The organism is Myxococcus xanthus, from assembly GCF_013116825.1.
In the GTDB taxonomy this organism is placed as follows: Bacteria; Myxococcota; Myxococcia; order Myxococcales; family Myxococcaceae; genus Myxococcus; species Myxococcus xanthus_B.
Window position 1 is genome coordinate 60,040 of the sequence record NZ_JABFNS010000023.1, and the last position, 17,011, is coordinate 77,050.

The following is a 17,011-nucleotide window of genomic DNA, read 5'->3' on the forward strand; positions in this document are numbered from 1 at the left end:
ATGAGCGAGAACAACGGCAGCGCGGGCAACGACATCGCCATCATCGGCATCGCCAGCCGCTTCCCCGGGAGCGCGGACGCGCGGGCCTTCTGGCGCAACCTCCGCGAAGGCCTGGAGTCCATTTCCCGCGTGCCCGCCGAGGCGCTGGAGCCTTCTCCGCTGATGTCCGAGGCGGTGCGCCATCATCCGGACTTCGTGCCGGTGGCGGCGGAGCTGGAAGGCGGCGACCGCTTCGATGCGGCCTTCTTCGGCATGGCCCCGCGCGAGGCGGAGTGGATGGATCCGCAGCAGCGCGTGTTCCTGGAGTGTGCCTGGACGGCGCTGGAGGACGCGGCGCTCGACCCGGAGCGCTTCGCGGGGAAAATCTCGCTCTACGCGGGGGCGAGCGCATCCCTGCACGGCCTGGCGATGTTGGGGCAGGGGAACCTGGATCCGGCCTCGTTCTACGAGCTGATGAGCACCTCCGCGGAGAACCTGGCGACGCGGGCGTCCTTCAAGCTGGGCCTGCGGGGCGAAAGCCTGTCCCTCTACACCGCCTGCTCCACGGGACTGGTGGCCGTCCACATGGCCTGCCAGAGCCTGCTGATGCGCCAGTCGGACGTGGCGTTGGCGGGCGCCGTGCGCCTGTCGATGCCGCAGCGCTCGGGCTACCTGTTCCAGGAGGGGATGATCCTGTCTCCGGACGGGCACTGCCGCGCGTTCGACGCGCGCGCGGCGGGGACGGTGCCGGGCAACGGCGTGGCGGTGGTGGTGCTCAAGCCGCTGGAGGACGCGCGCAGGGACGGTGATCGCGTGTACGCGGTCATCCGAGGCTCCTCCATCAACAACGACGGTGGCCTCAAGGTCGGCTACACGGCGCCCAGCGTGGAGGGGCAGGCGGACGTCATCAGCGAGGCGCTGGCCTTCGCGGGCCTGGACGCGGGCGACATCGGCTACGTGGAGGCGCACGGCACGGGCACTCCATTGGGAGACCCCATCGAGGTCGCGGCGCTCACGCGGGCGTACCGTCGGCACACGGACCGGAAGGGGTACTGCGCGCTGGGGTCGGTGAAGCCGAACGTCGGCCACCTGGACACGGCCGCCGGTCTGGCGGGGCTCATCAAGGCCACGTTGGCCCTGGCGCATGAGGAGCTGCCACCCACGCTCCATTTCGAGCGGCCGAATCCCGCCATCGACTTCGCGAACAGCCCGTTCTTCGTCGTCGACCGCCTGCGGCCCTGGCCCCGGGGCCAGGTGCCTCGCCGCGCGGGCGTCAGCTCGTTTGGAATCGGAGGGACGAACGCGCACGCGGTGCTGGAGGAAGCGCCGCTTCCGGAGCCTGCCTCGCCCAGTCTCCGGCCCACCCAACTGGTGACGTTGTCGGGCCGCTCGGCGGAGGCCTTGGACGCCGCGGTGCGGGAGCTGGCCGCCTGGCTGGAGGCAGCGCCGGCCGACGTGGCGCTGGAGGACGTGGCCTTCACGCGCAACGTGGGCCGCCGTGCCTTCGAGCACCGGCGGGCCTTCGTGGCGAAGGACCGCGCGGAGCTGCTGACGAAGCTGCGCGGCCCGGGGAAGCCCCAGGTCGTGGAGAACGTCGTGGCGGCACGCGAGCAGGGCGTGGCCTTCCTGTTTCCGGGCCAGGGCGCGCAGACGGTGGGCATGGGACGCGCGCTTCACGCGGCGGAGCCCGTCTACCGTGAGGCACTGGAGGACTGCCTGGAGGGGCTGGGGGTCCGGTTGGGGGCGGCGGTGCGTGACGTGCTGTTTCCCTCGCCTGGAGCCGAGGCCGCCGCGGAGCAGGCGTTGGCCGACCCGGGCATCGCGTTGCCCGCCCTGTTCTCGGTGGAGTACGCGCTGGCGCGTCAGTGGGAAGCCTGGGGCGTGCGCCCGCGCGCGTTGCTGGGGCACAGCTTCGGCGAATACGTGGCGGCCTGCCTCGCGGAGGTCCTGCCGCTGGAGGATGCGCTGGCGCTGGTGTCGGCGCGAGGCCGTCTGATGGCGCGGATGCCGCCCGGAAGCATGACGGCGGTGGCTTGCGCCGAAGAGGGGGTTCGCCCGCTGCTGACAGGGGCGCTGTCGCTGGCCGCCGTGAATGGGCCGGACCGGTGCGTGGTGTCCGGGCCCTCGGGGGACGTGGAGGCGTTGGAGCGCGAGCTGAGCGCGCGGGGCGTGGGCGTGCTGCGGCTGCCCTCGCGGCATGCGTTCCACTCGGCGGCGGTGGAGCCGGTGATGGAGGAGCTGCGGCGCGTGGTCGCGGGCCTGCGCCTGTCCGCGCCCCGGCGTCCGTACATCTCCAGTGTCACCGGGACGTGGATTCGCCCGGAGGAGGCGACGGACCCGGACTACTGGCTGCGCCAGATGCGGGCACCGGTGCGCTTCGGGGACGGGCTGGAGACGCTGAAGGCGGACGGGTGCGACGTCTTCATCGAAGTTGGCCCGGACCAGGCGCTGACCGCCCTGGCGAGGCTGGGGCTGCGAGGGCACGGAGGACGCGCCGTGGCCTCGCTGCCTCGGGCGGGCTCGGCCCTGGATGCACACGCCGCGTTGATGGAGGCGCTCGGAGCGGTCTGGGCGCAGGGGCTCGCCATTGACTGGCAGCGCGTCTACGCGCACGAGTCACGCCAGAAGGTGGCGCTGCCCACCTATCCCTTCCAGCGGCAGACCTTCCGGCCCCCGCTGCCCACCTCGGTGGTGGCCCGGCCGGAGACGTCCACGGCGATGGCGGAGCGCGCCGCGGAAGCCGGAAGCGCGCCCCACCTGGAGACGCCAGCGGAGCAGGCCGGCGCCCACACGGACGTGGAGCGCAAGGTGTTGGCCATCTGGCGCGAGCGGCTGGGCCGGACCGACTTCGGCATCCACGACGATTTCCTGGAGCTGGGTGGCAACTCGCTGATGGCGGCGCAGTTGTTGACCCGACTGCGGGAGGCATTCCCTGTCTCACTCCCCTTGAGCGACGTCTTCGACGCGCCCACGGTGGCGGGCATTTCGGCCCGCATCCAGGCGCGGCTGGGCACGCCCGGGGCGGCGCCCACGGAGCCGGTCCTGCCGCCACTGGTCCGCATCTCGCGCGGCGGAGCGCTGCCGCTGTCCGTGGTGCAGGAGCGAATCTGCGCGCTGGAGCAGGCCCTCCCCGGCAACCCGGCCCTGAACATGTATGTGGTGCTGCGGCTGCATGGCGCGCTGGACGTGGCGCTGCTGGAGCGGGGACTGGGGGCGGTGACACAGCGCCACGAGGCGCTGCGCACGTCCTATCCGCGTGGCGAAGGCGCTCCGAGCGTCCGCATCGCCCCGGAGCTGAAGTTACCGCTCTCCGCCGAACCGCTGGACCCCGCGGCGTGGCAGCCGCGCGTGCACGACGAGGTGGCTCGGCCGTTCGACCTGGAGCACGGGCCGGTCGTCCGCGCCCGGCTCTGGCGGCTGGCGCCGGAGGAACATCTGCTGGCGGTCACCGTGCACCACGTGGTGTGTGACACCTGGTCGCTGGTGGTGCTCGCGAAGGAGCTAGGAGACCACTACACCGCCTTCATGCAAGGGCGTCCGGTGGCGCTGTCCACCTTGCCCGTGCAGTACGTGGACTACGCGGCCTGGCAGCAGCAGGCGCTGAAGAACGGCGCGTTCGCTTCCCAGGTCGCGGCCTGGCGCGGGCGTCTGGCGGCGTTCCCGCGTCCGCTCGAGCTACCGGTGGACCGGCCGAAGGGGGAGGGGCCCGCGCTCCGTGGCCAGTGCTTGCGCGTGGGCTTCTCGCGCGCGCTGTCGGCTTCGGTCCAGGCGTTCGCGCAGCGAGAGGGTGTCACGCCGTTCATGGTGCTGTTGGCCTCCTGGAAGGCGCTGCTGTCGCGCTGGACGGGCCGGGATGACGTCGTGGTGGGGACGCCCATTGGCAACCGGAGCCGGCCGGAGCTGGAGCCGTTGATCGGCTACGTGGCGCACTCCGTCCCGTTGCGGACGGACCTGTCCGGGGACCCACCCTTCCAGGAGCTGGTGGCGCGCGTGCGCGAGGTGATGATGGATGCCTACGCGCACCCCGACGTGCCGTATGAGTCGCTGGTGCGGGAAATCGAGCCCGCGAAGGACACCGGCCGCGGCCGGGTCTTCGACTCGATGTTCGTGCTGCACAGCCGGTTCAATCTGAACCTGGAGCTGCCGGGTCTGCGCATGAGCCTGGCGGAGCTCGAGAACGGTCCACCCGAGTTCGGCACCGTCCTGTCGGACCTGTCCGTGGGCCTGGGGGAGCACGAGCACGGCTTCTCCGGTACCGTCGACTACGCGGAGGAGCGCTTCGAGCGGGACACCGTGGAGCGGATGGTGGCGCATTGGACCGCGCTACTCGAAGCGGCGGTGGCGGAGCCCGGCCTGGCCCTCTCCGCGCTGCCGCTGGAGCACGCACGGGCCAGTCAGGCGCTGGCCTCGGAGCCCGAGGCGTCCGCATCGGCGGTGACGCCAATCGCGGCGCTGCTTCGGGCTCGCGCCATGACGGACGCGTCCCAGGTGGCGATGATGGCGCCGGATGGGCGGGGCGTGACGTGGGGCGAGTTGCAAGGGGCCGTGGGGCGTCTGGCCGCCGTGCTGTCGGACCGCGGCGCAGGGCCCGAGGCGCTGGTGGCGGTGTGCCTGGAGCCGTCGGTGGAGCGCGTGGTTGCGCAGTGGGCGGTCCAGGAGACGGGCGCGACCTACGTCCTGCTTTCCGTGCCTCGGTTGATGGAGCTGCCGGACCTCGCGCCTCCAGGCGCGCCGCCTCCGCTGCTGTTGACCCACGCGAAGGTCCGCACGGGCGTGTCCCTGGATGCCGCGCGCGTCCTCCATGTGGAGACGGTGCTCGCGCACGCAGGAGATTCAGGCCGAGGCACCCCAGTGGCGCCGCTTCGGGCTTCTGGCTCGGAGCGGGTCTGCCTCGAGCCGTGGACAGGGCCTCGGGGCGAGCAGCTCTGGGCCATCCACACACACCGCACCGTGGCGGAGCTGTTCGGCCGTCTGGACGCGGATGCGACCACGGCGGAAGGTGTCTGGCTCGCGGCGGAGGAACCGCAGGCCGCTGGCGCCGGGCTGGAGGTCCTCTGGGCCCTGACTCGCGGGCTGCGGGTGGTGTTGCCGGCGGAGCGCGCGCGCTTCACGCAGGCGGGGGCTGGCGCGGAGCCTGCTCGACGGCGCCTGGACTTCAGCCTGTCGTTCTTCGCCAACGATGAGGACTCGCTGGGCGGCCGTAAATACCGCCTGCTGCTGGACGCCGCGAAGTTCGCGGATGCGAATGGCTTCTCCGCGGTGTGGACGCCGGAGCGGCATTTCCATGCGTTCGGCGGCCTGTACCCGAGGCCGGCGGTGGTGGGCGCGGGGGTGGCCACGGTGACGCAGCGCCTGGGCATCCGCGCGGGGAGCGTGGTGCTGCCGTTGCACGACCCCATCCTCGTCGCGGAGGAGTGGGCCGTGCTGGACAACCTGTCCGAGGGCCGCGTGGGCGTGTCCTTCGCTTCGGGCTGGCACGCGAATGACTTCGTGTTCGCGCCGGACCGGTACGCGCGCAGGAAGGAGGTCATGCACCGAGGCATCGAGGAGGTGCGCACCCTGTGGCGAGGCGGGACGGTATGCCGACGCAACGGCGCGGGCGCGGAGGTGTCGCTCTCACTGCGGCCACGCCCGGTGCAGCAGACGCTGCCCATCTGGCTCACCGCGGCCGGAAACCCGGAGACCTTCCGGCTGGCGGGCGAGCTGGGGGCCTACGTGCTCACCAACCTGATGGGCCAGCACCTGGAGGACCTGGAGGGGAAGGTGGCGCTGTACCGCGACGCCTGGCGGCAACATGGCCATGCGGGACGGGGACACGTGAGCTTGATGCTGCATGCGTATCTCGGCGACGACCCGGCCGAGGTCCGGCGGCGGGCACGACAGCCGCTGCTCGACTACTTCCGCAGCTCCGTGGACATCGCCGCGGGCTTCATGGCCGGCATGGGGCTCGGCATGGACCCCCGTTCGCTGACGCCCGCGGACATGGATGCGCTGCTGGCGCATGGCGTGGAACGGTACGTGGAGAGCGGTGGCCTCTTCGGTACGCCGGACTCCTGCGGTCCCATGGTGGAGCGTGTCCAGCGGCTCGACGTGGATGAAATCGCCTGCCTGGTGGACTTCGGGGTGGAGGTGGAGGCGACCCTGGAGGGGCTGCGGCACCTCGACGCCTTGCGCGGTCGCCATTCCCCGGAGCCTGGGCCCGCGGTCCCCATGCCGTCGCTGCGGGAAGGCCCCGGGGCGGCGGAGGCCCTGCTGGCGCTCGTGCGCGAGGCGGGCATCACCCACCTGCACTGCACCGCGGCGCTGGCGCGCTCGATGCTGACGCTCCCCGACGCGGCGGAGGCGCTGCGGCCCATCCGTCACGTCTGGCTCGAAGGCGCGTCCGAAGAGGCGGCGGAAGCCCTGGCGCGCGCCATGCCCTGGCGTGTCGCGCACCGGCAGCCGGACCTGGGCCTGGGGGCCTGGGCGCTCGCCGCCGTTCCGGGAGATGCCTCGCGCTGGGACGTCGTGGATGGGCGCGGCCAGCCCGTGCCGGTGGGTGTCATCGGTGAGCTGGTGGTGAAGGGCGCGGGCGTGCCTCGCGGGCTCTGGAACGCGCCGGACTCCACCTCGGTGCGCATCCTCGCCGGAAGCACGGAGGCCGCGAGGCGGATGGCCACGGGCCGGCGTGCGCGGCGCAAGCGGGATGGCTCGCTGGAGCTGTTGCCCGCGCTGCCTGTCCCGGAGGGCAGGCCGACACCCCCGAAGGCGATGGGCGCTCGGGACCGCGCAGCGAAGAAGCCAGAGGCGCCCTCGTCCATCACCCGGGTCCCCCGGGGACGTCCGCTGCCGCTGTCGTTCGCGCAGCAGCGGCTCTGGTACCTGGACCGGCTGGAGCCGGGCAACGCCGCCTACAACAACGCCGTCGCGTTCACCGTGAGCGGCCCTCTGGATGCCGCGGCCCTGGAGCGAGCGTTGAACGCGGTGGCGCGCCGGCATGAGGCCCTGCGGACCACGTTCTCCATGGAGGGCACCGAGGCGGTGCAGACCATCGCGCCGTCGCTGGAGATCTCCATCTCCCTGGAGGCGGCGGAGGGCGTCAGTGCAGCGGACGTCGCCCGCTGGACACGTGAAGAGGCGCGCCGTCCCTTCGACCTGGAGCGAGGGCCGCTGCTCCGCGCGACCTTGCTGCGGTTGGGAAGCACCGAGCACGTCCTGCTCATCACGCTGCACCACATCATCTCGGACGGCTGGTCCGCGGGGGTGATGGTGCACGAGATGGCTCGGCTGTACGAGGCCGAGCTGACGGGCCTGCCCGCCGCCTTGCCCGCCCTGTCGGTGCAGTACGCGGACTACGCGCGCTGGCAGTTGGAGCAGATGCGAGGCTCCGCCTTGAAGTCCGAACAGGCATGGTGGCGCGACGTGCTGGCGGATGTCCCCGTGCTCCAACTGCCCGTGGACCGTCCGCGTCCTCCATTGCAGACGCACGAGGGCGAGCAACTGCCCTTCGCTGTCCCGAAGTCCCTCACCGACGCCCTGGTGGCGGTGGGGCGGAAGGAGGGCGCCACCCCCTTCATGGTGCTGATGGCCGCGTGGCAGGTCCTGCTGCATGCGTACACCGGGCAGGACGACTTCGCGGTGGGCACGCCGGTGGCGGGCCGCGACCGGCCCGAGGTCGAGCCGCTGATTGGCTGCTTCATCAACTCCTTGGCCCTGCGCGCCGACCTGTCCGGCGACCCCTCGTTCGCGGAGGTCCTGGGGCGGGTGCGAAGGACAGCGCTGGATGCGTTCGCGCACCAGGAGGTGCCCTTCGAGAAGCTGCTGGAGGTGCTGCACGCGCCGCGCGACCTCAGCCACACGCCCGTCTTCCAGACGATGCTGATTCTGCACAACACGCCCGCCGCGGCGTTGTCGCTCGTCGGGCTCCAGCTCCGCAGCCGTCCCGTGCATGCGGGTGCGACCAAGCTGGACCTCGCGCTGGAAGTCACCGAGACGCCCGAGGGGCTGCGAGGCAGCATCGAGTACAACACCGGGCTCTTCGACGCGGAGACCATCGCCCGGCTGTCAGGCTCGCTCATGCGCTTGCTGGAGGTCGCCGCGGGCAGCCCGGAAGTCCGGCTGTCCCAGTTCGACCTGCTGGACCGCGCGGATCGAAGCCGGTTGCTCGAGGAGTGGAATCCCGCGCCCACGGCAGGGCCTCTCCCAGCGGACACGTTGCCTTCGCGGTTCCTGGCCCAGGTGTCACGGACGCCGGACCGGGTGGCGGTGGAGGATGGCGTCCGGACGCTCACATATCGCGAGGTGGAGGTGTTGTCGGGGCGGCTGGCCCGGCACCTCGTGTCGCGAGGCGTGAAGCGGGGTGACATCGTCGCGCTCGCGGTGTCGCAGCCCGCGGAGGTGGTCGCGGGGCTGATGGGTGTGACCCGTGCAGGGGCGGCCGTGGTGGTGCTCGACGTGGACCATCCGGCGGAGCGCCTGGCCGGCATCCTCGCGGACACACGGGCCCAGGCGCTGGTCGCCTCCGAGTCGTGCCTTGCCCGCGTTCCCTCGCGCGACGGGCTGACGGTCATCCCCCTGGAGTCCCTGCCCGAGGCGTCCGAGGACGTGCGCGGCCTCCCGGAGGGGACGGATGCGGCGTGTGTCGTCTACACCTCCGGCTCCACCGGGCGGCCGCGTGGCGTGGTGCTGGAGCACCGGCACCTGGTGGCCGCGACCCAGGCCCGCGCCGACGTGTACGGCGAGCCGGGGGTGGTGATGTCCCTGGCACCGTTCACCTTCGACGCCTCGCTCGCGGGGCTCCTGTGGTCCTTGTTCGGAGGCGGAACGCTGCGCTACCCGGACGCCGAGGAACATGGGGACCCGCGCCGGCTCGCCGAGCGGATCGCGCGCTCTCACGTCACGCACCTCATCTCCGTGCCCTCGCTCTATGGGCAGATCCTGGCGGCGGCGCCGGTGGGAGGGCTGAGGGGCCTGCGCGCGGTGAGCGTGGGAGGCGAGCCGTGTCCCGTGGAGTTGACGCGGGCGCATCATGAGGCGCTGCCCGCGGTGTCCCTGTTCAATGAGTACGGCCCCACGGAAGCCACCATCTGGAGCACGGTGCACCGGGTGCGTGTGGACGAAGCGGGGCGCGTGCCCATCGGGCGCGCGGTGCCAGGGGCCCGCGTGTACCTGCTGGACGCGCACCGCAGGCTGGTGCCGCGGGGCGCACCGGGCGAGCTGTACGTGGGCGGCGCGGGCGTGGCGCGAGGCTATCTGGGCCAGCCCGGGCTCACGTCCGAGCGCTTCGTAACGGACCCCTTCGACGGCCGCTTGGGCGCGCGCATGTACCGCACGGGCGATTTGGCGCGCTGGCGGGCGGACGGGACGCTGGAGTTCATCGGCCGCGTGGACCATCAGGTGAAGGTGCGGGGCTTCCGCATCGAGCCGGGTGAGGTCGAAGCCGCGCTGCTCGCGCATCCGGCGGTGAAGGAGGCCGTCGTCGTCGCGCGTGAGGATGGGAAGGGGCCGAAGCGCCTGGTCGCCTACGGGGTGCTCGCGACGGAGGGGCCGGGTGAGAAGCCAGACACTCAGGCACTGAAGGAGTGGGTGCGTTCGCGCCTGCCGCCGTACATGGTCCCCGCGGCCTTCGTCGCGATGGACGCGCTGCCGCGCACCCGGCACGGCAAGGTGGACCGCCGTGCGTTGCCCACGCCGGACCCGGCCTCCGCGGCGGCGCCGGCCGCGCCTCATTCAGAGGTGGAAGCCACGCTGGTGTCACTCTGGCGGGAGGTGCTGGGCGTCGAACGCGTGGGCATCCACGACGACTTCTTCGAACTGGGGGGCGACTCCATCCTGGGACTGCAGATCGTCACCCGCGCGCGCGCGCAGGGCATCGAGCTGTCCCCGAAGCAGCTCTTCCAGAACCCGACGGTGGCGCGGCTCGCCTCGGTCGCGGGAACGCGCCTGGCGGTGCAGGCCGAGCAAGGCCCCGTCGTGGGGCCGGTGGCGTTGACGCCCATCCAGCACTGGTTCTTCAGCCTGGGATTGGAGGCGCCACACCACTGGAACATGTCCCTGCTGCTGGAGGCGAGAGCCGCCCTGGACGCTGCCTTGCTGGAGCGCGCGTTGGCGCACCTGCTGGCACATCATGACGCGCTCCGGCTGGGCTTCGCGGGCGGGGAGGACGGCTGGCACCAGGCCATCTGTGAGCCAGGAGCGCGCGTCACGGTGGCGCGCGTGGACCTGTCGGCCGTGCCGGAGGCGGAGCGCCCCTCGGCGCTGTCGCGGCACGCGGAGGCGGCGCAACGCGCGCTGCGGCTGGAAGGGCCGCTCGTCCAGGCGGTGTTGCTGGAGCGGGGCGCGGGCCACTCCACGCGGCTGATGCTGGCGGTGCATCACCTCGTGGTGGACGCGGTGTCCTGGCGCATCCTCCTGGAGGACCTGGCGACGGCGTACACGCGGCTCGCGGCGGGGGACGCCGTGGTGCTACCTCCGAAGACGACGTCGTTCCAGGCGTGGGCCCGTGGCCTGGAGGCGCTGGCGCGCTCGCAGGCGCTGACGGCGGAGCGGGCCTGGTGGTTGGAGCGGCCCTGGCGCGAGGCCCACCGGCTGCCGGTGGACTTCACGGGGGGCCTCAACACGGAGGCCACCGCGAGCACGGTGCAGGTGACGCTGGAGCCCGAGCAGACGCGCACGCTGCTGCAGGATGTCCCAAAGGCGTGGCACACGCAGCCTCAGGAGCCCCTGCTGACGGCGCTGGCGCAGGCACTGACCGCGTGGGCGGGAGGGGCCGTCGCGCTGGTGGACGTGGAGGGGCACGGACGGGAAGAGGTGCTTCCGGGCGTGGACGTCTCTCGCACGGTGGGCTGGTTCACCCGGGTGTTTCCCGCGCTGCTCGACCTGCGGGGGACGACGGGGCCGGGCGAGGCACTTCGCGCCGTGAAGGAGGGGCTGCGCGCCGTGCCGTCACGAGGCATGGGGTGGGGGCTGCTCCGCTACGTGGCGAGGGACGAGGCGCTGGCGGCCTTGCCGTTGGCGGAGGTGGGCTTCAACCACCTGGGGCAGCTCGACGGCGTCGTGGGCGAGGGGGCTCCCTTCGTGCTCGCGCCCGAGGCGGCGGCCCTGCGGCAGCGAGCCCCGAGCGCGCGGCGGCCATACCTGCTGGATGTGACGGGCATGGTGCGTGACGGGCGGCTGGTGATCCTCTGGACGTTCAGCGAGGCGGTGCACCGCCGTGAGACGGTGACGCGTGTCGCCGAGGACTTCCTCGCGCGCCTCCAGGCGCTGGTGCACGCATCGCGCGCGCCGGATGCGGGAGGGCACTCGCCTTCTGACTTTCCGCTCGCGAAGGTGAAACAGGCGCAGCTCGACAAGCTGTCCGCACGGTTTGGAAAGAAGACGCGATGAGCGACAACATCGAGGACCTGTACCCCCTGTCGCCGTTGCAGGGCGGCATGCTGTTCCATGCCATCGCAGAGCCCGGCCGGGGGCTGTACTTCAACCAGCTCGTCTGCGAGCTGCGCGGCCACCTGGACGTGGCGCTCTTCACCCAGGCGTGGAACACGGTCGTCGCGGCGCACCCGGTGCTGCGCACGGCGTTCGTCTGGGATGACGTGGACGAGCCGATGCAGGTCGTTCTGCGCGAGGTGGACCTGCCGGTCCGCATCGAGGACTGGCGCGACCTGTCGCCCGAAGCACGCGAGTCGCGTCTGGACGCCTTGCTGGCACAGGACCGTCGCGAGGGCTTCGACCTGTCCTGGGCGCCATTGGTGCGTCTGGCGCTGCTGCGCGTCGGCGATGATGCGCATCGCTTCGTCTTCAGTCACTCCCACCTGATCCTGGACGGCTGGTCCGTGCCGCTGGTGATTCGCGACGTCCTCGCCCTGTACGAGGGCTCGTGCGCGGGGAAGCAGCCTCGCATCACGGCGCCTCGGCCGTATCGGGACTACATCGGGTGGCTGGGCGAGCAGGACCTGGCGGTGTCCGAGTCGTTCTGGCGACAGGCGCTCGAAGGCTTCGACGCGCCCACGAATCCTCGCGTCGAGCCCGGTGGCGGTGAAGGGAAGGGCAAGGCCTCGCGGGAGCTGTTCCTGTCGGAGTCGCTCACCTCGGAGTTGAGCCGCTTCGCGCGGAGGCAGGGGCTCACGCTGCACACCCTGGTGCAGGGGGCCTGGGCCTTGGTGCTCGGTCACCTGTGCGGAGCGGATGATGTCGTCTTCGGCACCACTGTCTCCGGACGTCCCCCGGGACTCGCGGGCGTGGAGGACATGGTTGGGCTGTTCATCAACACCCAGCCGGTGCGAGTGCGGCTGCCTCCCGGTGCATCGTTCGGGCCCTGGCTGCGGCAGATCCAGGAGATGCAGGTGGAGGCGCGGCAGCACGAGCACGCGCCGTTGGTGAAGGTCCAGCGCTGGAGCGGCGTGCCCGCGGGCACCTCGCTCTTCGAGACGCTGGTCGTCTTCGAGAACTACCCGCTGGATGCCGAGCTCACGTCCTCCGCCAGGGCCTTGGCGGTGCGGGATATTCGCGCGGTCGAGGCGGACCACTTCCCGCTGACGCTCATCTCGACGAACGGCACCCGGCTTCCGCTGTGCTTGCGGTACGACCGGGCGCGCTTCACCGCGGCCTTCGCGGATGCACAGCTCGAACGACTCCGCTTCGTGCTGGAGGCGATGGCGGCAAGGCCGGACGGCGCTCTGGGGACGCTGTCTCTGCTCTCCGAGCCCGAGCGTCACCAGGTGCTCGTGGGGTGGAACGACACGCGCACCGGATTCGCTCCCTGGGCCAGCGTGCAAGAGCGCTTCCAGGCGCAGGTCGCGCGCAACGCGGACGCGCCAGCGGTCCGGTGCGAGGAAAGGGAGGAGACGTACGGGGCGCTGGATGCGCGTGCCAATCAGCTCGCGCACCAGTTGAGAGGGCAAGGCGTGGGGGCGGATGTGCCCGTGGCGCTGTGCCTGGAGCGAGGTGTGGAGTGGGTGGTGGGGATGCTCGGCATCCTGAAGGCAGGGGGCGCCTATGTGCCGCTGGACCCCTCGCAGCCAGAGTCCCGGCTGCGGATGCTGGTGGAAGAAGTCGGCGCGCCAGTGGTGGTGACGCAGGCGCGATACGCCGCGACCTTTGAAGGGACTCGCGCGCGCCGGGTGGTGGTGGATGGAGAGGCCGCGCTGCTGGAGCGGTGGTCTTCAGCGGCACCGCCGATCGTGGAGGTGCACCCGGAGCAGCTGGCGTATGTGCTGTTCACGTCAGGCAGCACCGGGCGGCCCAAGGGGGTGGCGGTCACACACGGACAGCTGGCGAATTATGTGCAGGCGGCCATTGAGAGGTTGGGGTTGGCCGACTGCACCAGCTTCGCGCTGGTGTCGACGGTGGCGGCGGACCTGGGGAACACGGTGCTGTTCCCCGCGCTGTGCACCGGAGGGCTGCTGCATGTGTTGACGCAGGAGCGAGCGAGCAGTCCGACGGGCGTGGCGGAGTACTTCGCCCGGCATGGGGTGGACTGCGTGAAGCTGGTGCCCTCGCACCTCGCGGCGCTGATGAGCGGCGCGGAGCCGAGACAGGTGCTGCCGAGGAAGCGGCTGGTGGTGGGCGGGGAGGCGGCATCGTGGAGCCTCCTGGAGCAGGTGCATGCGCTGGCGCCCGGGTGCGAGGTGTACAACCACTACGGCCCGACGGAGGCGACGGTGGGCGTGTTGGCGGGGCGCGTGGAGCTGCCGCGCCGGCCGATGTCGCCGGCGGCGGTGCCGCTGGGGCGGCCGATGGGCAACACGCGGGTGTACGTGCTGGATGGGAGCCTGCGCCCCGTGCCGGTGGGAGTGCCGGGGGAGCTGTACGCGGGAGGTGCCCAGGTGACGCGAGGGTACCTGGGGCATCCGGAGCTGACGGCGGAGCGGTACCTGCCGGACCCTTTCGGTGGGGAGCCAGGCGCGCGGATGTACCGCACGGGAGACAAGGTGAGGTGGCTGGCGGACGGGCGTTTGGAGTTCATCGGCCGGGTCGACTTCCAGGTGAAGGTGCGGGGGTTCCGGGTGGAGCCCGGGGAAGTGGCGACGGTGCTCAGAGCGCATCCCGAGGTCCGGGACGCGGTGGTGCTGGCGCGCGAAGACGTGCCCGGAAACAAGCGGCTGGTGGCGTATGCCACGCCCGCCTCGCAGCCAGCGCCGGACACGGCGGCGCTGCGCGCGTTCCTCCAGCAGCGGCTCCCTGGGCACATGGTGCCGTCGGCGCTGGTGGTGCTGGACGCCCTGCCGCTGACACCCAATGGCAAGGTGGACTGGCGCGCGCTGCCGCCGCCTGCGCTGCCCGAGGACGCAGCACGAGTCTTCGAGGGGCCGCGCAACGCGAAGGAAGAGACACTCACGGCCATCTGGGCGCAGGTGCTCGACCGGCCGCGGGTGGACATCCACGAGAACTTCTTCGAGCTGGGTGGCGACTCCATCATCGCCATCCAGGTCGTCTCGCGGGCCGAGCAGGCGGGGCTGCACTTCCGGATGAAGCAGCTCTTCGACCATCCGACCGTGGCGGGGTTGGCGGCGGTGGCGGGGGATGCCCCTCCCGCCGATTCCCTGCTCACGGAGGAGCCTCCAGCCGGGCCCGCTTCCGGCTTTCCGTTGTCGGGGCTCTCCCCGGAGGGCTTGGAGGCGTTCTCCAAGAGGCTGGCCGCGCACGGTTACCACCTGGAGGACATCGAGGACCTTTACCCGCTGTCACCGCTCCAGCATGGAATCTTGATCTCCCATCTCCAGGAGAGCGAGACCCAGCCGTACTTCAATCAGATCTCCTTCGAGCTCGAAGGCCCACTGGATGAGCACGCCTTCGTGGAAGCGTGGCGGCAGGCCGCCGAGCAGTACGCCATCCTCCGGACCGCGTTCTTCTGGGAGGGGCTGGACACGCCGCTCCAGGCGGTGATGCGCGAGGTGCGGCCTCCCGTCGACGTCGAGGACTTGCGCCACCTGTCCGAGGCCGACCAGAAGGCCCGACTGGCCGCGTTCTTCGAGGAGGATCGCCGAAGGGGACTGGTGCTCACCCGCGCGCCCGGCTTCCGGCTGACGATGCTTCGCACGGGAGCGCGTGTGTGGCGCGTGGTGTTCAGCCTGACGCACCTGTTGCTGGACGGGTGGTCGACACAGGTGGTGCTGCGGGAGGTCCTCACCCGGTATGAGGCGCTGCGGCGAGGCGTGACGCTGGCACGAAGCGCCGTGCGGCCGTACCGCGACTACATCGCGTGGCTGGGACGTCAGGACCTGGGCGCCGCGCGGGACTTCTGGCGTGCCGCGCTGGCGGGCTTCAAGGAGCCCACCCGTTTGGAGCTCGGAAGGGCGCCGCGTGATGTGACGCTCCTGGGGGAAGTGCTGCTCCGGATGAGCGCGGAGGAGACTGCGGCGCTGGAGGCCTTCTCGCGCCAGCAAGGCGTCACGGGAGGCACGCTGTTGCAAGCGGTCTGGGCGCTGTTGCTGTGGCGCTATACCGGAGAGGACGACGTCCTGTTCGGGTTGACAGTCTCCGGCAGGCCCCCGGAGCTTGCCGGCATCGAGGCGATGGTGGGCTTGTTCATCAACGCCATCCCCGTGCGAGTGCGCCTGCCCGCGTCGAGCCCCGTGGGCCCCTGGCTGAAGGGGCTGCAAGCCTGGCTCCAGGAGGCGAGGCAGTACGAGACGTCGCCCCTGGTGGAGGTGCGCCGCTGGAGCGAGGTTCCTCCTGGCCCCGCGTTGTTCGAGAGCCTGGTCGTCTTCGAGAACTACCCCCGGGACGCGGGCCTCACCACGATGTCGGACGAGCTGGTGGTTCGCGACCCGTACATCGTCGAGGTGGATTCACACCCGGTGACGATGATGGCCGTCCCCGGGCGTGAATGGCAGTTGCGCCTGACCTACGACGCCAGGCGCTTTGATGCATCGGCGGCGAAGCGGATGGTCGAGCAGGCCCGCCAGCTCCTGCGCGAACTGTGTGGTTCGGAGCGTCGGACCTTGTCTGAGCTGTCGATGATGTCGGGGGACGAGCGGCGCCTGTTGGTGGAGGAGTGGAGCGGGCGGCGAGAGGAGTACCCGAGGGAAGCGTCGCTGGCGGAGCTGTTTGAAGCGCAGGTGAAGAGGACGCCGGGCGCGGTGGCGGTGGAGTGGGCAGGGCAGCAGGTGAGTTACGAGGCGTTGAATCGCCGAGCAAACCAGTTGGCGCACCACCTGAGGGGAATGGGAGTGGGCCCCGAGGTGAGAGTGGGGCTGTGCGTGGAGCGCTCGTTGGAGTGGGTGGTGAGCGCGCTGGGGATTCTGAAGGCGGGAGGAGTGTACGTGCCGCTGGACGCGAGCTACCCGCTGGAGCGGCTGGTGTGGATGAAGCGAGAGGCGGGGGTGGCGCTGCTGGTGGCGCAGGAGAAGCTGGCGGACGAGGTGGCGTCGGGTGGAGAGCTGGTGGTGAGCGTGGACACGGAGTGGGCCACGCGGATTGGCAGGCAGCCGGAGACAAACCCTGGAGTCCGAGTAGGAGGAGGCAACCTGGCGTACGTGATGTTTACGTCGGGAAGCACGGGGAAGCCGAAGGGTGTGGCGGTGCCGCAGCGAGCGGTGACGCGGCTGGTGTTGGGAAGCGGCGTGGCGGACTTCGGGCCGGAGGAGGTGTGGCTGCAACTGGCGCCGACAGGCTTCGACGCGTCGACGCTGGAGGTATGGGGCGCGCTGCTGCACGGGGGGAAGCTGGTGGTGTACCCGGAGGGGCCGCTGGAGTTGGAGGCGGTGGGGCGGAGGCTGAAGGAGGCGGGGGTGACGTCGCTGTGGCTGACGGCAGCCCTCTTCGAGCAGATGCAGGCGTACCAGCCGGAGGCGTTGGGTGGAGTGAGGCAGGTGCTGGCGGGAGGAGACGTGCTGTCGGTGGGGCGGGTGCGGGAGCGAGTGAGGAGTGGGGGCCTCCTCCTCAACGGGTACGGGCCGACGGAGGGGACGACATTCACGACAGTGCACCGCGTCGCAGAGGGTGACGAGGGGTTGACGGTGCCCATTGGGAAGCCGGTGGGGAATACGCGGGTGTACGTGCTGGACGAAGGAATGCGGCCAGTGCCGGTGGGGGTGAGGGGGGAGTTGTACGT

General features: G+C 71.3%; 2 protein-coding genes. Both read left to right on the top strand.

All coding sequences use genetic code 11. The features are described 5' to 3' along the window. Positions 1-11,343 carry a non-ribosomal peptide synthetase/type I polyketide synthase gene (locus HNV26_RS09205; RefSeq protein ID WP_171443427.1) on the top strand — a complete coding sequence of 3,781 codons (11,343 nt, stop codon included), beginning with the start codon at positions 1-3 and terminating at the stop codon, positions 11,341-11,343. Next, positions 11,340-17,011: non-ribosomal peptide synthetase (locus HNV26_RS09210; RefSeq protein ID WP_171452787.1), on the top strand; the 5,672-nt coding region annotated here is incomplete at its 3' end. The genes HNV26_RS09205 and HNV26_RS09210, both read left to right, overlap by 4 nt.